Raw genomic sequence first — 18,083 nt, forward strand, 5'->3', positions numbered from 1 at the left:
CCTCAATGGTGAGGCCGTATTGACGGACGCGCCGCGGGGAAGTACTCCCTCTGTGCCCGCGACGCTATCGGGCGACCTTATGCGCCACCCGAGAGGCCGGCCTCTCGGTGGCTGCCGGCCGGAGACGTGAAGGACTCGACGGCCGTCGCGATGACCCGTGCCATCGGCGGCCGGATCAGGTGATCGCCGCCGCCGATCCGGTGCACGGTCACGTGACGCATCCGCTCGATGATGCGGAGACCTCCGGGGACGAGGAACGGGTCGAGGGTGCCGTAGATGACCTCGATCGGCACGTCCACGGCGGCCACGTCGGTGACCGTGGTCTGGGTCTCGATGGCGTTCTGGAGCGACAGGACGAACGCCTCCCAGTTGCGCTCGCTCACCTCGAAGGCGTTCTTGATCGGCGACATGCGGGCGAGGACCGCCGCGTTGCGCAGGGTGAACGAGCGCTTGCGCCGCAGGAAGTCGTAGACGCGGCGGTAGAGGCTCATGGCCGCGCGGTCGACCGGATCGCCGACGATGTCCGGCGGAAGGTAGACGGGCGGGCTCACGAGCACGAGGCCCTTCAGCTCGGACGACCGCCGGGCCGCGTACCGCGCCGAGATGAGAGCTCCCATCGAGTGCCCCACCAGCACGAACGGCTCCGGCAGCTCGAGCCCCGCGAGCGTGCGCTCGAGATACTCGACGTGCTCGTCGAGCGAGAACCGCGCGTCGGGCGGCGCCGGGGAGGCGCCGAACCCCAGCAGATCCACCGCGATCACGCGGTGATCCGCCTGCAGCAGCGGGATGACGTTCTCGAAGGTCACGTAGGACGACGCGATCCCGTGCACCAGGACGACCGTCGGGCCGTGTCCCTCGTCGACGGCGACGTGCAGGCCGGGCCCGCGATGCGCGATCAGCTTGTCCCGCAGGCGGGAGGTGAGCGGTCGGCGTTCGGCGGCGGCCATGCCGTCAGGATAGCCGCGCCCACCCGAGGCAGAAGCCCCTCCCCCGGCACCGGGTGGACGCGCGGGATCGGGGTCGCGGCTGTGCGACCCCGATCCCGTCCGATCGATCACTCGGCGGGCATCAGCACCGTGTCGATCAGGTACACCGTGGCGTTGGCGGTCTGGACGCCACCGCACAGGACCGCGGCGTCGTTCACCATCCACTCGTCACCGCTGCCGGTGACCTCGAGGTCGGAGCCCTGCACGGTGGTGTGCATGCCGGCGATGTCGGCGGGCTCGATCTGGCCGGGAACCACGTGGTAGGTGAGGATCGAGCTCAGAAGGTCGGAGTCGGTCTTCAGCGTCTCGATCGTGGCGGCGTCGATCTTCGCGAACGCGTCGTCGACGGGCGCGAAGACGGTGAACTCGTCGCCGTTGAGCGTGTCGACGAGGTTCACGTCGGGGTTGAGCTCGCCGGAGACGGCCGACACCAGCGTCTTGAGCATCGGGTTGTTCGACGCCGCGACGGCGACCGGGTCCTGCGACATGCCCTGGATGGAGCCTGCGCCGTCCGGAACCATCTCGGCGTAGTCGGCGCACGCGGGCCCGACCAGGTTGGCAGCGGGGTCCATCTCGGAGTCCATCGGCTCGTCGCTCTCGGCGGGCGCCTGGCTCGTCGGGGCCTGCGAGGTCATGTCCTTCTCCTCCTCGCCGGACGTCGTTGCCGACGTGCACGCGCTGAGCGTGATCGTCGCGGCGAACGCGAGCGCCACCGCGCTCGTGAGCTTCAGCTTTTTGCGCATCATGACTTTCTCCTTCATGTGTGAGGCACCGGCTCCTGTGCGAGCGGTGCGACGCCTTCTCGGCGCTCACAGGTCATTCGGCGCCCTCCCCCAGACGGATTGGGATTCGTTCGGATCGGGTTTCGAGCCGGATCCGGATCCGCGCAAACCGGGTTCGTGTCGGCGCCGAACAACAACCGACGAGTGCGACGAAGGAGTTTCCATGACACTTGCGATCATCGGTTTTCTCGGAGGGCTGATCACGGGCATATCGCCGTGCATCCTTCCGGTCCTCCCTGTCGTCTTCCTCACGGCGGGCGCGCAGTCGGCGCGGTTCGACGGCGGTGCGGGCGACCCCGTGGCCGCCTCCCGGGCGCGGCCCTTCCTCGTGATCCTGGGGTTGATCACGAGCTTCACGATCGTGACGCTGTTCGGATCGCTCATCCTCGGCGCGCTGGGGCTGCCCCAGGACGTCGTGCGGTGGGTCGGCATCGCCGTGCTGCTGCTCATCGGCGTCGGGCTGATCGTGCCGGCCGTCGAGCGTCTGCTCGAGCGTCCGTTCCAGTGGATCCCGAGCCGTCAGGTGTCCAACCGCGGCAGCGGCTTCGGCGTGGGTCTCGCGCTCGGCGCCGTGTTCGTTCCCTGCGCGGGTCCCGTGCTCGCCGCGATCATCGTCGCGGGCTCGACGGGCCGGATCGGCACCGAGACCGTTGTGCTGACCGCCTCCTTCGCGCTCGGTGTGGCTCTGCCGCTGCTGCTGTTCGCGCTGGCCGGGCGCGGGGTCATCGAGCGGATCCGCGCGTTCCGCACCCGCGAGCGCGGCCTGCGCATCGCCGGCGGGATCGCGATGCTCGCACTCGCCGTCGGCCTCGCCTTCGACGTGCCGGCCGCCCTCCAGCGCCTGGTCCCCGACTACACCGCCGCCCTGCAGCGCCCGCTCGCCGAGGACGAGGCCGTGCAGGAGGCGCTGGACCTGGGTGGGCTGGTGAACGAGGAGAACAAGGACCTCGACCAGTGCACCAACGGGGCCGACGAACTCGAGTCGTGCGGGACGGCGCCCTCGCTCAAGGGGATCGAGAGCTGGCTGAACACGCCGGGCGGTGATCCCATCTCCCTCGACGAGCTGCGCGGATCGGTCGTGCTGATCGACTTCTGGGCCTACTCGTGCATCAACTGCCAGCGCAGCATCCCCCACGTCGTGGCCTGGGACGAGGCCTACCGCGACGCCGGCCTGAAGGTGATCGGCGTCCACTCTCCCGAGTACGCGTTCGAGAAGAGCGAGGCCAACGTCGCGGCGGGGGCCGCCGACTTCGGCATCGAGTACCCGGTGGCTCTCGACAACCAGCTGGCGACGTGGACGAACTACCGCAACCGCTACTGGCCCGCCCACTACCTCATCGACGCCGACGGGACCGTGCGCCACATCGCCTTCGGGGAGGGCAACTACGCCGCCACCGAGAAGATGATCCGCCAGCTCCTGACCGACGCCGACGAGGGAGTGACGCTCCCCGATCCGACCGACGTCGAGGACGCCACGCCGGAGGCGGGGTCGACCACACGGGAGACCTTCCTCGGCTCGTCGAAGGACGTGAACTTCGCCGGACCCGGGACGTACAGCCAGGGCGAGGCCGAATACCGCTACCCCGATGCGCAGCCGGCCGACAGCTTCGCGCTCTCGGGCGACTGGTCCGTGCAGACGCAGTACGCCACCCCGACGAGCGACGGCGCGCGGATCCGCCTGGACTACCACGCCTCCGAGGTGCGGATGGTGCTGGCGGGCGAGGGCACGGTGCGGGTCTCCGGCGACGGCATCGAGACGCGGGAGATCCAGGTCTCGGGCACGCCGCGGTCGTACGCGCTTCTGGAGAGCGACGACAAGCAGGACGGCTCCATCGAGGTCGAGGTGTCGCCCGGCGTCGAGGCCTATTCGTTCACCTTCGGGTGAGCGCGCGGGTCACCTGTGGCGAATGAGGAGGCGGTGGGTACGGCATGCTGGTGGACATGGGGATCGACGGCGTCGAGGTGCACGAGGGCGAGGGGCCCTCGACCGACCACGTCGCGCTCCTGCTCGCGCAGATCTCCGAGGGCGATCAGGGTGCGTTCGCGCAGCTCTACGACATGCTGTCCTCGCGCGTGTTCGGGCTGATCCTGCGCGTCCTGGTGGATCGCTCCCAGAGCGAGGAGGTCCTCCAGGAGGTCTTCCTCGAGGTGTGGCAATCCGCCGGGCGCTTCGCTCCGAACAAGGGTCAGGGACGATCCTGGATCCTGACCATCGCCCGCCGGCGAGCGGTCGACCGGGTCAGGGCGTCCCAGGCGAGCACAGACCGCGACGCCCGCGTGGGTCTGCGAGATATCGATGTGGCGTTCGACGACGTGGCCGAGGGCGTCGAGCTGAGGATGGACGCGCAGCGGGTCACCGACGGTCTCCGGGCCCTCCCGCACGTGCAGCGGGAGGCGATCGTCCTGGCGTATTACGGCGGCTACTCTCAGAGCGAGATCGCGGCCCTGGTGAGCGCGCCGCTGGGAACCATCAAGACGAGGATGCGCGACGGATTGTCGCGCCTGAGGACCGAGCTGGGGGTGAGGACATGAACGACCGGGACTTCGAGGAGCTGGCCGCGGGCCACGCGCTCGACGCGCTGAGCGCCGAGGACGAGCGCGCCTATCGCCAGGCCGTGGCGGATGATCCCGCCCGCGCCGAGCTCGCCGCGCGCGATGCCGACACCGCGGCAGAGCTGGCGGCGGCCGCAGCGCCGGTCACTCCCCCGGATCGCATCCGCGCCGAGCTTCTGGCGCGCATCGCGTCGCTGCCTCAGGACCCGCCCCGTCACAGCGAGCAGCCCGGTCACAACGAGCAGCCCCGTCACAGCGAGCAGCCCCTGCTCCCGGAGCAGGACGCCCAGCCGCGAGGCGGGGCGGACGCCCTGGACGAGCCGGCACCGCGTCGTCGGTGGGGCGCGCGCGCCTGGTTCACGCTCGCCGCGTCGCTCGTGGTCCTCGGCGGGGCCGGTGCGGGGGCGGTCCTCGCGACGCAGTCGCTCACCCGCCCGGCCGCCGTCGTGGCGCTGGATCGCATCGAGGACGCACCGGACGCCCGCAGCGCCGCCGCGGAGGTCGCCGGAGGCGGCGAGGCGACGCTGCACTGGTCGGTCGAGCTGGGCGCTGCCGTGCTGGTCTCGCATGATCTGCCGCAGATCCCCGAGGATCGGCAGTTCGAGCTCTGGTACGTGCGCGACGACGCCGCCATCCCCGCCGGCGTGTTCGACGCGGAGGAGGCCGCCACGACCGCGCTGCTCGATGAGGGCATGCAGCCCGGCGACGTGATCGCGGTGACCGTGGAGCCTCAGGGCGGGTCGCCGGATGGACGCCCGAGCACCGACCCGATCGTGGCGATCGCGACCGACTGAGCCGTCGAGGTTGACCTCGCGTCAGCCCTCGCTAGGGTGAGCGGCATGACCCTTCACCGACTGGTCGTCGCGTCCTCCGTCACCCTCCTCGCCGGGCTCCTGCTCGCCGGCTGCGCCGCCGGCCCGGGCGGTGAGGATGTGGACGACACGTCCGTCCCCACCGCCTCCCCCGGGGCACCCGAAGGCGAGATGGACGATCTCGAGGGCGTTCTGCTCGATGACGGTCGGATGTTCGGCGTGGTCAGCTGGGGATCCTCGAGTTGCGTCCCGCAGGTCGGCGATGTCTCGGCCGACGGCCAGACGGTCACCGTCGCCCTCGTCGACCCCGACCCCGAGGGGGCGGAGGAGCAGATGTGCACCGCCGACTACGCACCGCGCGCAAGCATCGGGGCGCTGCCGGACGGGGTCGACCCCACGAAGGAGATCACGCTGCAGGTGACCTACGGGGACATCGCGGACGACGTCGATCTGGACGGGATCCCCGGGGCGACCGGCACCCCGGGCTCGGCGACGGAGTACCAGCCGTCGGCCGGCTGGTTCGACGACGGCGGGCTCGTCCTGCTCACGTGGGGCTCCTCGACCTGCCCGCCGGTGGTCGAGTCGGTCGAGGGATCCGGCGCCGCCGGCACCGTGGTCTTCACCACCGACGAGACGCGGCCCTGCACCAAGGACATGGTGCCCCGCGGCACGATCATCGCCTTCACCGAGGATGAGGTCGACGACGACGCGTTCACGCTCACCCTGAGCGGCGGGCGCCTGGACGGCACGGTCGAGGTGCGCTGAGGCGCGAGAGCGCCTACTCCGCGGCGGGGCTCGCCGCCGGGCCGGCCGCCATGCCACGCCAGGCCACGCGCACGGCCTCGCGGCAGCGTGCGCGCGCCGCCCCGTCGAGGGCGGCCTCACCCCGCACCACGAACTGGTAGTAGAACACCCCGTTGATCAGGTCGATGCACGCGTCCACGTCGATGTCGGATCGCAGCTCTCCCCGCCGGATCCCCTCCTCGAGGACGGCGACCATCCCCGCGCGCCGGCGGCTGACGTGCGAGCGCCAATAGGCCTGCGCCAGCTTGCGATCCGTCATCGCCAGGCGGATGCGCAGGCGGAAGCGCTCCTCGCTGTAGCCGGAGGGAGCTGTCGACTGCAGGGTCACCACGCTCAGCAGGTTCTCGAGCAGGTCGCCCTCGAGCGGGACGGCATACGGCTCGCGGCCGCGGTCCAGGGCCGCGGCCGCGAGATCGGTCAGCGACGGCCACCGGCGGTAGATCGCGGCCCGACTGACGCCGCTCGTCTCGACGATGCGGGTGAGGGTGATCTCCTCCCCCACGTCGAGAAGCGCCACGGCGGCATCCAGGATCCGCTCGTCGTGTCCCTCGGCGCGCGGGCGGCCGGGGCCACGACGGATCGTCGCGGCCCCGGCCTCCGGCTGCGGCATCGGCGTCACGCGACCGCCCCGGCGCGCAGGCGGGCGATGAGCGCGTCGTCCAGACCCGCGGCGCGCAGCGGTGCGAGCAGGTCGGTGTGCCGCTCCGCCAGGCCCGCGAGCAGGTGACGCATCGGCTCGGACGAGAAGGCGGTGCGCGTGGCCGCCCGCGCGGCCTCGTCCAGATCGAACCCGAGCCTGTCCATCAGCGCACGCATCGTGGGGGCGATGCGCGTCATGATCGCGGCGGAGTTCTCACCCGTGCGGGTGTAGTCGGCGACGATGTCGGCCGGCTCCGCGCCGAGGGCGAGCAGCAGCGACGCGGCGAGCACGCCCGTGCGATCCTGACCCGCGGCGCAGTGGAAGGCCACGGCCCCGGGGGCATGCGCGATGATCGCCAGCGAGGTCACGATCTGCGCCGCGGCCCCCTCGAACATACGCAGGTAGAACGCGCCGAACCTCGACTGGTCGGCCATCTCGGCGGCGTCGACCTCACCGACCGCGGCCATGAACGGCACGTGGTGGTAGTTGACCGACGTGCGCGACCCCAGCGGGCCGCGCCCGGTCGCCTCGACCTCCGCCGCCGAGCGCAGGTCGATGACGGTGCGCAGGCCGTCGGCCACCAGCCGGTCCGCGTAGGCCTCGGTGACGATGGCGAGATCGTCGGCGCGGATCGCGAACCCCTCCCGGACGACGCCGCCCGCCACCGGGATGCCGGCGAGGTCGCGGAGGTTGACGGGGTCGGACAGGGCGAGGACGGGGGCGTCGATGAGGGTCATGTGATCTTCCTTCTGATGATGGCGCTTGCCTGGTCGATGACCGTGACGAGCACGATGATGCAGATGACGATGGCGGACAGGTGGCCGTAGTCGTACATCTTCATCGCGGTGGTGAGTTCGAGGCCGATGCCTCCGGCCCCGACCCTCCCGAGGATGGTGGCGCCGCGGACGTTGCCCTCGAACAGGAGCAGCGTGTACGAGACGAGGAGGGGCGCCGACTGCGGGAGGATGCCGTACTGCACCACCTGGCGGGGTGAGGCGCCCACCGCGCGCATCGCGGTGATCGGCCCCTCATCGACCGACTCCATCGCCTCGGCGAACACCTTGCCGATGGATCCGATCGATCCGACCGTCATCGCGAGGATGCCGGCGAAGGGCCCGAGACCGACGGCCGACACGAACATCAGCGCGAAGACGAGGTCGGGCAGAGACCGGATCACGTTCATCACCCATCGCGTCGGGTAGTACAGCCACCGCGGCGCGATGTTCGACGCGGCGCCGAACGCCACGATGAGCGAGAGCACCGCGCCCAGCACGGAGCCGACGACGGCCATCTGCAGCGTCTCGATCAGGAGCGCGACGATGGTGTCGAACCTGGCCCAGGTCGGGGGGAACATCCGCGACAGGAAGTCGCCCATGTTCACGGCCCCCTCGCCGAGCTTCGCGAAGTCGAACTCGGCGCCGACGAACGACCACACCAGCAGCGCGACGGCGACGGGGATCGCGAGCAGGAACCGCGCGCGGGGCACGGCGAACGCCCGCTCCAGCCGGGCGCGCTCGTGCGGGTCGAGGCCGGGCGCGAGCGCGGGCGGCCGCTTCTCAGAGGTCGCCGTGGACGGCATCGTCATCCCCCTCGTCGTGGGCGTAGATCGGGTCGAGGTCGGCGGGGCCGACGAGCGGCGTCGCGGCCGAGACCACGACCCGGCCCTCGCGCAGCCCCACGATCCGGTCCGAATGGGCCAGCGCGAGCGGCATGACGTGGAGGCTCACGAGCACCGGGATCCCGTCCTCTCGGGCGATCCGCTGGAGGAGGTCCAGGACCTGCCTCGACATCTTCGGATCGAGCGAGGCGACGGGCTCGTCTGCGAGGATCAGCTGGGGCCGCTGCATCAGCGCTCGCGCGATCGCCACCCGCTGCTGCTGACCGCCCGAGAGCGACCTGGCCTGATCCTGCGCCTTGTGGGCGATCCCGACGCGGTCGAGCAGATCGAGGGCCCGACGCCGGTGGTCGCGCGAGAAACCTCCCACCAGGTTGAGCGGGCCGGTCTCGTGCAGGGCGCCCGTGAGCACGTTGGTGAGCACGCTCAGGCGCCCGACGAGGTTGAACTGCTGGAAGACCTGGCCGACCGAGGCGCGCACCGCGCGAAGCTGACCCGGGCGCACGTTCGTCATGTCGAAGCCGCCGACCCGCGCGCTGCCGCCGGTGATCGGGGCGAAGCCCGTGAGGCTCTTCATCAGGGTGGACTTGCCGGACCCGGATGACCCCAGCAGGGCGACCATCTCGCCCGGGTGGAGGTCGAGATCCACACCGTCGAGCACCGCCGGTCCGTCTCCGTACGCGACCCTCAGGCCGCGTACGGAGACGAGGGGCAGGTGCTGAGGCCGCCCGCCGGACGACGGTGCGGCGCTCAGGGTGTCTGGCGACGAGAGGGACATGCTCACCCCAGGTCCGAGATGTCGACGTCGGCGATCGCCGCGATGTCGACGAAGGGCTGGAACACGCTGTCGGCGGGCTCGCGGATCGGCTCGGCGCCCTGCATCGCCTCGTACATGGCACCGAGGGCCTCGGCGTTGTCGGACGTGAAGACCGCCGGAAGCGCCTCGAGCAGCAGTGCGCGCTTGTCCTCTGCGATCTCCTGGTCGGCGAGCACGGTCACCGCGACAGGCATGGAGTCGCTGAGCCCGATCGAGCGGGTCTCCCCCTCCGCGAACGGGAACATGTCGGTGCCCGCCATGGTCGGCATGATCGTCGAGGTGCAGGCGACATCCACCTGGCCCTCCTTCAGCGCGATGAAGCTCATGTCATGTCCGCCGGAGAACATCGCCGTGTCGTCCTGGTCGCGCTCGAGACCGGCCTCGTGCAGCATCGCCACGGGCATGAAGTAGCCCGAGCTGGACGCCGGGTCCGCGAACGCCACAACGGTGTCCAACGTGATGTCCTCGAGCGACTGCAGCGGGGAGTCGGCGAGCACGAGGCACGTCGAGACGGGCTCGCCGTTGCCGGGCCACGCCACAAGCGAATCGACCTCTCCCGTGTTCACGGCGAGAGCCGAGGGGAAGCCGCTCATGAAGCCGATGTCGACGTGGTGATTGCGCAGGGCCTCCACAACCGCCGTGTAGTCGGGCACGTCGACGATCTCGACCTCCCGGCCGGTCTCCTTCGTGACCAGCTCGGCGAACGCGGTGATCGGGTTCGCGGCGGTCGGGTCATCGCCGAGCGGCGTGGTGGCGAAGGTGATGCGGGCGTCGGGATCGTCGGCGGCCGCCGCGCTGCCGGGAGCGGAGGAGCAGCCGGCGAACGAGACGGCGCCGAGAGCGAGCAGGCCGATGACGGGAAGGGCGCGAGCGCGCATGGGCAGAGGTCCTTTCGGGAGGGTCATCGCGGGAGGCGATATCGATACCGAAGCGCTCGGAAATGACCGGCAATTACGAGATCGGCAGACCCGGAACCGAACGCGATGTGAACACTCCGTGACGCGCCACGCGCGAGGTGTCGAGGCGCGCGCTAGCTGCGCGTGGTCGCGCCGCCGCCCGCCGCCTCGTACCTCGCCGCGAGCGCCGCGAACGCGGCGGCGAGCTCCGGCGGGCCGACGACCTCCATCGGCACCTCGAATCGCCCGAACGACGCGGCGAGCGCGCCCCAGGACCAGGATCCGGCTTCCAGCGCGGATCTGCGGTCGTCGATGGCGGTCACGGTCCCGTCTCCGGCGAAGGGCAGCACCTCGCGCGCAGGCAGGTCGAGGATGACGGTTCCGCGGCACGGCCACTCGTTGACATCCGAGCCCTTGAACCGCGCGGAGATGAAGGCCTCCACGTCGCCTCCCGGCACCGGCCGAGGGGTGAATCGGGCGCCGTTCGCGGTGCGCGGCCGCACACGATCGACGCGGTAGAGGCGCCAGTCGTCGCGGTCGAGATCCCACCCGAGCAGGTACCACCGTCCGTGCGAGGCCGCGAGATGCACCGGCTCCGTCTGCCGGGGCGGACCGGGTGGCCGATCCCCCGCGACATCGTCGCCGGCGGGATAGTCGAAGCGCAGGACCTCCTGGGCGCGGATCGCGCTGCCGAGCGCGATCAGGACGTCCGGTGCGACGGGCGCCGGGGCCGCATCCCCCGGGCGCCCGATCGCCGTCACCTCCAGCGCGTCGATCCGATGCCGGAGTCGCGGAGGCATGACCTGCCGGATCGTCCCGAGCGCGCGGGTGGCCGCCTCGGCGATCTCGACGCCCGCCGCCGACGCGCTTCGCAGGGCGACGGCCACGGCGACGGCCTGGTCGTCGTCGAACAGCAGAGGGGGCAGCTCGCTGCCGGCCTCGAGGCGGTACCCGCCGCCCGGGCCCATCGTGGCCGCGATCCGGTAGCCCATCTCGCGCAGCCGATCGATGTCCCTGCGGATCGTCCGCTCGCCGACCTCCAGCCGAGAGGCGAGGAGCGGGCCCGGCCAGTCACGGCGGGCCTGCAGCAGCGACAGCAGCATCAGCAGTCGCCCGGTCGTCGTCACGTTGTCGACACTAGCCGCGGTCCCGGACAGAAACCGACCTGCACTGCTGAGACGGTCGATGCATCGGGCGATCCGACCCGCATTCCCAGAAGGAGCAGACATGGCCATTCAGACCACCACCCACCTCAACTTCCGCGGTGACGCCCGCGCCGCGCTGGAGTTCTACGCGTCGGCGTTCGACGGGCACACGGTGATCACCACGTACGGCGAGGTGGGCATGCCCGCCGAGGCTCCGGGCGCCGACCGGGTCGTGTTCGGTGTCGTCACCGCCGAGAACGGCTTCCGCGTCATGGGCTACGACATCCCGGGGCAGACGGGCGGCGCCATCGCCGGCGGCGGGGCGACCCGCCGAGAGGACAACACGACCATCACCGACCAGGCGCTGTTCGTCTCGGTCGCCGGCGACGCGCTCGACGAGCTCCTGGGCCACTGGAACGCCCTCGCCGAAGACGGTGTGATCGTCGAGCCCCTGGCGGCCTCCGCCTGGAGCGCCGGCTTCGGCATGCTCACCGACCGATTCGGGGTCACGTGGAGCTTCAGCGTCGCCGCGTGAATCGGCGGTCGCGGCCCGGGCAGGATATGCCGGGCCGCGATCCGAGGCGCGTCGCTCCGGATAAGGTGCCGATGAGCACCACCCGTCCGGGCGGATCCTCCTGCGGGGCACCGCGCAGGACCCGCCCGAGCGGGTCCCACGATCGGAGGGGCACCCCGTGACGTTCGACGTCCGTCTGCTGTCGACGGCGGATGCCGCCGCGCTGCAGGTGCTTCTCGAGTCGGTCCCCGACTACACGATGCGGGTCTCCGGCCGAGAGCCGGGCTCCTCGGACGCACTGCACGAGCTGACGGCCCGGCCGCCGGGAGTGCCGGTCGAGCGCAAGCTGGGCCTCGGACTGTGGGACGGCGATTCCCTCGTGGGGTTCGCGGATCTCCTGATCGGCTGTCCGCGGGAGCACGTCGCGTGGATCGGTCTGCTCATCACCCACGGTGGACGGCACGGTCGCGGGCTGGGCAGAGCGCTGCATCACGAGGTCGTGCGCGTCGCTCGCGCCACCCCCGGCATCGACGCCATCGGGCTGGGGATCGTCGCCACGAATGCCGCGGCGGCGGAGCCCTTCTGGACGGCTCTCGGCTATCGCCCGACCGGGGCGACGAAGCCGTATGAAGACGGAACGGTCACCAGCAGCGTGGCGGTCTGGGAGCTCGAGCTCGCCTGACGTCGCGCGGCGTGCCGGCTAGGCGGCGTCGGCATGGCTCTGGCACGCGATGCAGGCGGACGCGTGAGGCAGAGCCTCCAGGCGTGCCGCCGCGATCCGCCGTCCGCAGCGTTCGCACCACCCGTATCTCCCCGCATCGATCCGCCCCAGCGCGGCGGTGAGCTGGCGGATCACCACGCGGTGAGAGGCCGCGGTCTGGTACGCGACGGGGTCGACCGTGGGCAGCGCGCGCGGCTCGAGCTCGCGCAGGAGCGTCTCGCGGTCCTGGATCAGGCGCTCGATCCGGCTCCGGAGCTCACCGGTGTCGGGCAGGTCGGCATCGCGGGCGATATCGGTCATGGCTGCTCCTTGGGCACAAAAAAAGCGTCGCAGTGGCGACGCGGTGGACGGGGAAACCGAGGAACTCGGTTCATGGCGACCACGCGCGAAAGACGGGCCGGGTCGACGGCTCGCCCTGGGTGATCCGCCGAGGCGGAAGGATCTCATGACGCGCTCCGGCGATGTCGACCGCGCTCGTGACCACGGAAGGGTCCGTGGTGCGCGCCGAGACGGCGGGCCGGGTGAGCGAGGTCATGGCCCTCACCATAGCCTCACCGCGAGAAAAAGCAATTCGCGCGAACCGGACTTGCTTTCACTGCGGTCCTGGCTATGGTGAGGGCATGCAGACATCGCCCTTTTCTCGCGACACTTCCGTCGCCGCGATGCCGCATGCCCGATTCGTGACGGCGGTCGCTTTTCCGCCCGGCGACGGATCTCGGCTCTCACGCATTCGGCGCGCGCCACCCGACGGTCGGCCGCATCCCGTATTCGTGAGCGCGTCACATTCGTGACGCGCTCTTCTGCGTGTGGAGGACCCGCATTGACCACCGAAACACCCGCCGACCTCGTCGAGGAAGCGACGATCGCACGGATCACCCTGCTGCGGAACAGGCTCGGTCAGGTCAGACGCGAACTCGAGCACAACGCGCGGCCGGAACAGAGCGGTTCGGAACCGAGCCGTTCGGGACAGACATGCGACTGACCGACTGCTCCGCCCACGTCATCGCCCTGAGCGGTGACGCGCTCCCCTGCCTCGTCGCCCTCGAGCGACGCGATGTGCCACCGCTCGTCGCTCCGAGTCTGTTCGTGATCGGGATCGACGCCCGGGGCGTCGACACCAGGGCCGCTCTCGCGGCTCTTCTGCGACGGCACCGGCGAGGAGACTGCGTGATCCCCTCCTCCGTCGCACACGTCATCGCCGTGATCCACCACGATGCGCCCCCGGACTGGGTGTCCGCAAAGGTGCATCGATGGATGCTGTCCATTCATCGGCGCATGCAGCGCTCGCGCGCCGTCGACACGGACGTGGCGGCCCTCCTGGTGGATCAGTCGGCGACCCCTGCGCTTCTCGCCACGAGGCTGGAGGAGCTCGTCCATCGCGCCCCCGGTGCGAACAGCGCGTCGGTGCTGACGGCGGACGAGATCCGGAATCAGACGATCGCACAAGCATCCACCAACGACTTCATCTGACACCTGCACTGCCTCGTCGCACCGAAAGTCCCGCGCACGAATCAACACCTGATTTGCGTTTATCTGGAAGCGGGCTATGGTCAAAGGTCACACGCCAGCCACCAGGGGAAGCGATGCACATGTCGAACAAGACACCACATACTCGTGGGGCGAAGAAGACGCCCCAGATGTCGATCAAGGAGAAACGCGCGGCGAAACGCGAGAAGCGCCAGCCGGACGAATTCCTCAAGCCGCGAAAGGGAGCGCGTTAATCGCGCGGCTTTCATCGGATAAAGAGGTCGGCAGCTCACACATCGGTGCGTGCGAGCTGCCGACCTCGATGACACATAAAGGAGAGACGATGTACGACGCAGTGTCGCTCGTGCTCAGCGCCGGAGCGTTCATCGCCGCCGCTGCGACGGTGATGACCCTGTTCACGGTTCGTTCTCGGCGAGACCGGGAGGCGACGGACAACGCGGACGCCGCGCGCGTGATGCCGCGGGAGGCACTCCCCCGCAGGACGACGAGCGCAAAGAGGGTGTGACAGTGCCCACCACCGTGTACACCATCGGCCATTCCACGCACAGCATCGAGGAGTTCCTCGCCATGCTGGGGGCGAACGGCGTCGAGACGGTGGCAGACGTGCGGACGGTCGCCGGCTCGCGTCACAACCCGCAGTTCGGGGAGCTCGCGCTCTCGCAGAGCCTGTCCGAGAACGGGCTCGGCTACGCGCGCCTCACCCGCCTCGGTGGGCTCCGACACACACCCGTCGGTCATGTGAGCGAGAACGGCGCCTGGCGGAACAAGAGCTTCCGCAGCTACGCCGACTACATGCAGACCCCGGACTTCGCGCAGGGCATCGAGGAGCTGCTCGCCCTCGCCGGCGACCGGACGGTCGCGATCATGTGCGCCGAGGCGGTCCCCTGGCGGTGCCACCGATCCCTGATCGGTGACGCACTGCTCGTGCGCCACGTCGAGGTGCGGGACATCATGAGCGCCACGTCGACCAAGCCTCACTCGATGACATCCTTCGCCGCTGTGGACGGGCAGCGCGTCTGGTACCCCGCGGAGGAATCCGCGGCCCAGTCCTGACCCGCCGGATGAGGGCTGTCATCCAGCGCGAACGCGGATGGATGATCGGCCCGGTACCGCGGCCGGTCAGCGTGTGGGCGAGCTGCTGCGCCCCCGCGTACGGCCGCTGAGCTCGGCGTCGAGGGTCTGCTGCGCGACGCGCATCTGATCGGCGTACGCCGGTTCTTGCAGCCGCTGCCACATCACGTCCTCGGGAACATCCTCGACGTGACTCACGACCCACCAGATGTTGCCGAACGGATCCTTGATCCGTCCGCCCCGCTGACCGAACGCGCTGTCGCTGAGCTCGGTCACGGTCGACGCTCCCGCGCTGAGTGCCTTGGCGAAGGTCGTGTCCGCATCCGGCACCCACACGCGAAGCAGGCTCGGCAGAACAGGCCAGTCCGGACGCCGATCGAAGGCCAGGACCACGGTGTCCCCCACCCGGATCTCTCCGTGTCCGATGGATCCGTCTTCGGTAGCCACTCGAGCGAGCTCTTCTCCGTCGAACACCTGCGCGACGAAGTCCAGCAGAGCACCCGTGTCGTCGGTGACGATCCAGGGCGCGACGCTCGTATACCCCGCGGGTGTCGTCTTCTTCGTGTCGGTCATGCCACTCTCCTTCGGCTCATGGGGCGGATGTGGCCCTCAGGATAGAAGCGAGATAGGACTGATCCTGTCCTGTTCCCGGAGGAGAATGAGGCCATGGTCGGCCCCACCTCGCGCCTGCTCAGCCTGCTGTCCCTGCTGCAGACGCCACGCGTGTGGTCGGGCAGCGAGCTCGCGTCACGTCTCCGCGTGACGCATCGCACCGTGCGCCGCGACATCGGTCGGCTCCGGGATCTCGGCTACCCCGTGGAAGCCGAGCGCGGGGTGCATGGCGGATACCGCCTCGTCGCGGGGACATCGATGCCACCGCTCCTCCTGGAGGACGACGAGGCGGTGGCGGTAGCCCTGGGGCTGCGCGCCATCGCCGCTCAGGGCCTCCCGGGGCTCGAAGACGCCGGGATCCGGGCCCTCGCGAAGCTCAGCGCGTCGCTTCCTGCTCGACTGCGTCACCGGGTGCGAGCACTGGGCTCCAACGCGATGGTATGGGGGTCGAGACCCGGCGCATCGGCGGCAGACCCCGATACGCTCACGGCCCTCGCGACGGCGGCATCGAACCGCGAGCGGGTGCGCATGACCTACGAGCGCCGCGACGGGGCGCGGGGGCCGCGACGCATCGAACCCCGGCGGCTCGTGGCCGCCCAGGGTCGCTGGTATCTCCTCGCGTTCGATGTCGAGCGGGATGCGTGGCGCTCGTACCGCGTCGATCGGATCAGCGACCCGCGGGCGACGGGAGAGCCCGCGCGTCACACCATGACCGATGCCGAGATCCCGCTGCACCTGGACGCCGGCGAACGCGCCCTCGAACCGACGTACCGCGCCGACGTCACGCTGCGCATCCCGCTCGAGATCGCGGCCGCGCGACTCCGCGATCATCTCGGGGACGGCGACCTCACCGCCGAAGGCGACTCCACCCGATGGCGCAGCGCAGAGGACACCACGCCGTGGTTGGCCATGCGATTGTTCACACTCGACTGCCCGTTCGTTGTGCACGAACCGGCCGCCCTGCGCACCTATCTCGACACCATCCGCGAACGGATCGGCCCGCGGGCGGCGGATGGGTCCTGACCCATCGCACAGAGCGCGGAGCAGACCGGGTCGGCGCCCGCGGTCGCCTACGCGCTGACGCCGTTCCTGCCGGCGAACCGCGCGATCGCCTCGTCGGTCTCGGGGGCGAACAGACCGACGAGGTCGCCGTCCGGGTCGCGCACGAAGAACACCCGGTTGCCCCACGGCATCAGCGCCGGCGCCGTCACGCTCTCGATCCCGGCCGAGGTGAGACGAGCGAACTCGGCGTCGACGTCGTCGACGAGGAACTCGAGGATCGCCGAGCGGTTGGCCGCCGCCTCCGCCTCGCCGGGCGCGAACACCGGCACGGTGCGCACGTCGCCGATCGCGAGCGTCGCCGACGGGGTGACGAACTCGGCGAAGACCGGCGCGGGGCGGCTCGGCGCGACGCCCAGCACGAGCTCATAGAAGGCGACCAGGCGGTCGACGTCGGTGGTGATCAGGCGAGTGGATGCGAACATCACGGGGTTCTCCTTCATATGCGGTGTGTAGGACCGTCCGCGACGATACGAGAGATACCGGGCGGATTCCGTCCGGATATGACACGCTGACCGGATGAGTCGCCCCACCGCCCGTGTGCTCGCCCTGCTCGAGGTCCTCGAGCGGGGCGGGACGCACACGGCCGCGTCGCTCGCGCGACACCTCGCGGTCGACGAGCGCACCGTGCGGCGCTACATCGCGCACCTGGAGGATCTCGAGGTGCGCATCGAGCGAGCGCGGGGACGACATGGCGGGTACCGCCTGCTCGTCGGCGAGCGGATGCCTCCGCTTGTGCTCGACGACGAGGAGGCGCTCGCCGTGGCGCTCGGCCTTGTCGGCGCGCGGCGCTCCGGCCTGCTGCCCGACGCGCCCGCGGCCGAGAGAGCGACGCGCAAGGTGCACGGCGCGCTGCCCGCGCCGATGGCCCGTCGCGTCGCGGACGTCCTCGCGAGCACGGCGTTCACCGATGCCGAACGGGATGCCGATGCCACCGAGCTGCGCACCCGCACGCTGATGCTCGTGGCCACGGCCGCTCGCGCGCAGCAGCCCGTCTGGTTCCACTACACCGCACGCGATGGACGCGAGAGCGCCCGCACGCTGCACCCGTACGGCGTCGTCGCTCACGCGGGGCGGTGGTACGCCACAGGACACGACGTGCAGCGCGACGAGGCGCGCTCGTTCCGCCTCGACCGCATGCACGGCGTCTCGATCCTCCCCGGCGGTTTCACGCGCGAGCAGGGTTTCGATGCGCGCGAGGTGCTGCTGCGCAGTCTCGCCGCCACGCCCTGGCGGCACGAGGTGTCGGTGCGGATGGCGGGCTCGCCTGAGGACGTGGCGCGGGCCTTCCCGCCCGGGATCGCGATCGTCGATCCGCACCCTGACACCGTGGCAGGAGACGAGTGGTGCATCGTGCGCCTGCGGGCGGAGCGGCTGGACTGGGTGGCGGCGCTGCTGGCCGGGTCGAACCGCGCGTTCACCATCGAGGCCCCGGACGAGCTCCGCGCCGAACTGCGTGCTCTCGCCGGGCGCCTGCGCCGGGCCGCCGACGGCGCGTGATCCGCGATCCACGTCGGTACTCGCGAGCTGAAGCGAACGCCGTGTGTAGCGGCAAGGCTCGGTCGTTG

Annotated in this window: 23 protein-coding genes; 11 read left to right on the forward strand and 12 right to left on the reverse strand. The window is 70.6% G+C overall.

Features of this window, described 5'->3' with window-relative positions; genetic code table 11:
• Positions 1 to 77: 77 nt before the first annotated feature.
• Together ACOKGD_RS09130 and ACOKGD_RS09135 are read right to left on the reverse strand one after the other, a co-directional pair.
• Positions 78 to 947, reverse strand: a complete 870-nt coding sequence (locus ACOKGD_RS09130) for an alpha/beta fold hydrolase (protein WP_342334493.1) — start codon at positions 945 to 947, stop codon at positions 78 to 80.
• A gap of 107 nt (positions 948 to 1,054) precedes the next feature.
• Positions 1,055 to 1,732: a fasciclin domain-containing protein gene (locus tag ACOKGD_RS09135; protein ID WP_342334492.1), complete on the reverse strand. Its 678-nt coding sequence runs from the start codon at positions 1,730 to 1,732 to the stop codon at positions 1,055 to 1,057.
• Positions 1,733 to 1,931: 199 nt separating this feature from the next.
• Here ACOKGD_RS09135 and ACOKGD_RS09140 point away from each other — a divergent pair, with 199 nt between their 5' ends.
• The 4 genes from ACOKGD_RS09140 to ACOKGD_RS09155 are packed head-to-tail and all read left to right on the forward strand — an operon-like array spanning position 1,932 to position 5,898.
• Positions 1,932 to 3,653, forward strand: coding sequence for a cytochrome c biogenesis protein DipZ (locus ACOKGD_RS09140; RefSeq protein WP_342334491.1), 1,722 nt, complete (start codon positions 1,932 to 1,934; stop codon positions 3,651 to 3,653).
• Positions 3,654 to 3,697: 44 nt separating this feature from the next.
• On the forward strand, positions 3,698 to 4,300 hold the full coding sequence (gene sigK, locus ACOKGD_RS09145) for an ECF RNA polymerase sigma factor SigK (RefSeq protein ID WP_342334490.1): 603 nt from the start codon (positions 3,698 to 3,700) through the stop codon (positions 4,298 to 4,300).
• Positions 4,297 to 5,115, forward strand: a complete 819-nt coding sequence (locus tag ACOKGD_RS09150; RefSeq protein WP_342334489.1) for an anti-sigma factor — start codon at positions 4,297 to 4,299, stop codon at positions 5,113 to 5,115. The genes sigK and ACOKGD_RS09150 overlap by 4 nt, the downstream gene beginning before the upstream one ends.
• A gap of 45 nt (positions 5,116 to 5,160) precedes the next feature.
• Positions 5,161 to 5,898, forward strand: coding sequence for a hypothetical protein (locus ACOKGD_RS09155; RefSeq protein ID WP_342334488.1), 738 nt, complete (start codon positions 5,161 to 5,163; stop codon positions 5,896 to 5,898).
• A 13-nt stretch (positions 5,899 to 5,911) separates the two neighbouring features.
• Here ACOKGD_RS09155 and ACOKGD_RS09160 read toward each other — a convergent pair whose 3' ends face one another.
• From ACOKGD_RS09160 to ACOKGD_RS09185, 6 genes are all read right to left on the reverse strand, one after another.
• Positions 5,912 to 6,547: a TetR/AcrR family transcriptional regulator gene (locus ACOKGD_RS09160; RefSeq protein ID WP_342334487.1), complete on the reverse strand. Its 636-nt coding sequence runs from the start codon at positions 6,545 to 6,547 to the stop codon at positions 5,912 to 5,914.
• A 5-nt stretch (positions 6,548 to 6,552) separates the two neighbouring features.
• On the reverse strand, positions 6,553 to 7,314 hold the full coding sequence (locus ACOKGD_RS09165) for a tyrosine-protein phosphatase (RefSeq protein WP_342334486.1): 762 nt from the start codon (positions 7,312 to 7,314) through the stop codon (positions 6,553 to 6,555).
• On the reverse strand, positions 7,311 to 8,162 hold the full coding sequence (phnE, locus tag ACOKGD_RS09170; RefSeq protein WP_342334485.1) for a phosphonate ABC transporter, permease protein PhnE: 852 nt from the start codon (positions 8,160 to 8,162) through the stop codon (positions 7,311 to 7,313). The genes ACOKGD_RS09165 and phnE overlap by 4 nt, the downstream gene beginning before the upstream one ends.
• Positions 8,134 to 8,970, reverse strand: coding sequence for a phosphonate ABC transporter ATP-binding protein (locus ACOKGD_RS09175; RefSeq protein WP_342335499.1), 837 nt, complete (start codon positions 8,968 to 8,970; stop codon positions 8,134 to 8,136). Before ACOKGD_RS09175 ends, phnE begins: the two co-directional genes overlap by 29 nt.
• A 2-nt stretch (positions 8,971 to 8,972) precedes the next feature.
• The gene (gene phnD, locus ACOKGD_RS09180; protein ID WP_342334484.1) at positions 8,973 to 9,887 is read right to left on the reverse strand and encodes a phosphate/phosphite/phosphonate ABC transporter substrate-binding protein; all 915 of its coding nucleotides are present in this window, start codon (positions 9,885 to 9,887) and stop codon (positions 8,973 to 8,975) included.
• Between the two features lie 152 nt (positions 9,888 to 10,039).
• A complete protein-coding gene (locus ACOKGD_RS09185) occupies positions 10,040 to 11,032 on the reverse strand; it encodes a helix-turn-helix transcriptional regulator (RefSeq protein WP_342334483.1) in 993 nt (330 codons plus the stop codon).
• 100 nt (positions 11,033 to 11,132) lie between these two features.
• Between ACOKGD_RS09185 and ACOKGD_RS09190 the strand changes: the two genes are divergently transcribed.
• Together ACOKGD_RS09190 and ACOKGD_RS09195 are read left to right on the forward strand one after the other, a co-directional pair.
• Complete coding sequence (locus tag ACOKGD_RS09190; RefSeq protein ID WP_342334482.1) at positions 11,133 to 11,585, forward strand: VOC family protein; 453 nt, start codon at positions 11,133 to 11,135, stop codon at positions 11,583 to 11,585.
• A 157-nt stretch (positions 11,586 to 11,742) separates the two neighbouring features.
• Positions 11,743 to 12,246 carry a GNAT family N-acetyltransferase gene (locus tag ACOKGD_RS09195; RefSeq protein ID WP_342334481.1) on the forward strand — a complete coding sequence of 168 codons (504 nt, stop codon included), beginning with the start codon at positions 11,743 to 11,745 and terminating at the stop codon, positions 12,244 to 12,246.
• Between the two features lie 18 nt (positions 12,247 to 12,264).
• Here ACOKGD_RS09195 and ACOKGD_RS09200 read toward each other — a convergent pair whose 3' ends face one another.
• Both ACOKGD_RS09200 and ACOKGD_RS09205 read right to left on the reverse strand, forming a co-directional pair.
• Positions 12,265 to 12,585 carry a TraR/DksA family transcriptional regulator gene (locus ACOKGD_RS09200; RefSeq protein ID WP_342334480.1) on the reverse strand — a complete coding sequence of 107 codons (321 nt, stop codon included), beginning with the start codon at positions 12,583 to 12,585 and terminating at the stop codon, positions 12,265 to 12,267.
• Positions 12,586 to 12,655: 70 nt separating this feature from the next.
• On the reverse strand, positions 12,656 to 12,820 hold the full coding sequence (locus ACOKGD_RS09205; protein ID WP_342334479.1) for a hypothetical protein: 165 nt from the start codon (positions 12,818 to 12,820) through the stop codon (positions 12,656 to 12,658).
• A 632-nt stretch (positions 12,821 to 13,452) separates the two neighbouring features.
• Here ACOKGD_RS09205 and ACOKGD_RS09210 point away from each other — a divergent pair.
• The 3 genes from ACOKGD_RS09210 (at position 13,453) to ACOKGD_RS09220 (ending at position 14,826) form a co-directional block, all read left to right on the forward strand.
• Complete coding sequence (locus ACOKGD_RS09210; RefSeq protein WP_342334478.1) at positions 13,453 to 13,755, forward strand: hypothetical protein; 303 nt, start codon at positions 13,453 to 13,455, stop codon at positions 13,753 to 13,755.
• 340 nt (positions 13,756 to 14,095) lie between these two features.
• Entirely contained in the window at positions 14,096 to 14,278 is a 183-nt protein-coding gene (locus tag ACOKGD_RS09215) for a hypothetical protein (protein WP_421355036.1), read from the forward strand.
• A gap of 2 nt (positions 14,279 to 14,280) precedes the next feature.
• Positions 14,281 to 14,826 carry a DUF488 domain-containing protein gene (locus ACOKGD_RS09220; RefSeq protein WP_342334476.1) on the forward strand — a complete coding sequence of 182 codons (546 nt, stop codon included), beginning with the start codon at positions 14,281 to 14,283 and terminating at the stop codon, positions 14,824 to 14,826.
• Between the two features lie 66 nt (positions 14,827 to 14,892).
• Here the strand turns inward: ACOKGD_RS09220 and ACOKGD_RS09225 are convergent, their stop codons facing one another.
• The gene (locus tag ACOKGD_RS09225) at positions 14,893 to 15,417 is read right to left on the reverse strand and encodes a VOC family protein (RefSeq protein WP_342334475.1); all 525 of its coding nucleotides are present in this window, start codon (positions 15,415 to 15,417) and stop codon (positions 14,893 to 14,895) included.
• 93 nt (positions 15,418 to 15,510) lie between these two features.
• Here ACOKGD_RS09225 and ACOKGD_RS09230 point away from each other — a divergent pair, with 93 nt between their 5' ends.
• Positions 15,511 to 16,479 carry a helix-turn-helix transcriptional regulator gene (locus tag ACOKGD_RS09230; protein WP_342334474.1) on the forward strand — a complete coding sequence of 323 codons (969 nt, stop codon included), beginning with the start codon at positions 15,511 to 15,513 and terminating at the stop codon, positions 16,477 to 16,479.
• Between the two features lie 47 nt (positions 16,480 to 16,526).
• On the opposite strand, the gene ACOKGD_RS09235 is transcribed toward ACOKGD_RS09230, so the two are convergent.
• The gene (locus ACOKGD_RS09235) at positions 16,527 to 16,958 is read right to left on the reverse strand and encodes a VOC family protein (protein WP_342334473.1); all 432 of its coding nucleotides are present in this window, start codon (positions 16,956 to 16,958) and stop codon (positions 16,527 to 16,529) included.
• Between the two features lie 76 nt (positions 16,959 to 17,034).
• Between ACOKGD_RS09235 and ACOKGD_RS09240 the strand changes: the two genes are divergently transcribed.
• Positions 17,035 to 18,015 (forward strand): helix-turn-helix transcriptional regulator, encoded by a 981-nt coding sequence (locus ACOKGD_RS09240; RefSeq protein WP_342334472.1) that lies wholly within the window; start codon positions 17,035 to 17,037, stop codon positions 18,013 to 18,015.
• Positions 18,016 to 18,083: the final 68 nt, after the last annotated feature.

This window comes from Microbacterium phosphatis (assembly GCF_049177115.1).
GTDB lineage: Bacteria > Actinomycetota > Actinomycetes > Actinomycetales > Microbacteriaceae > Microbacterium > Microbacterium phosphatis.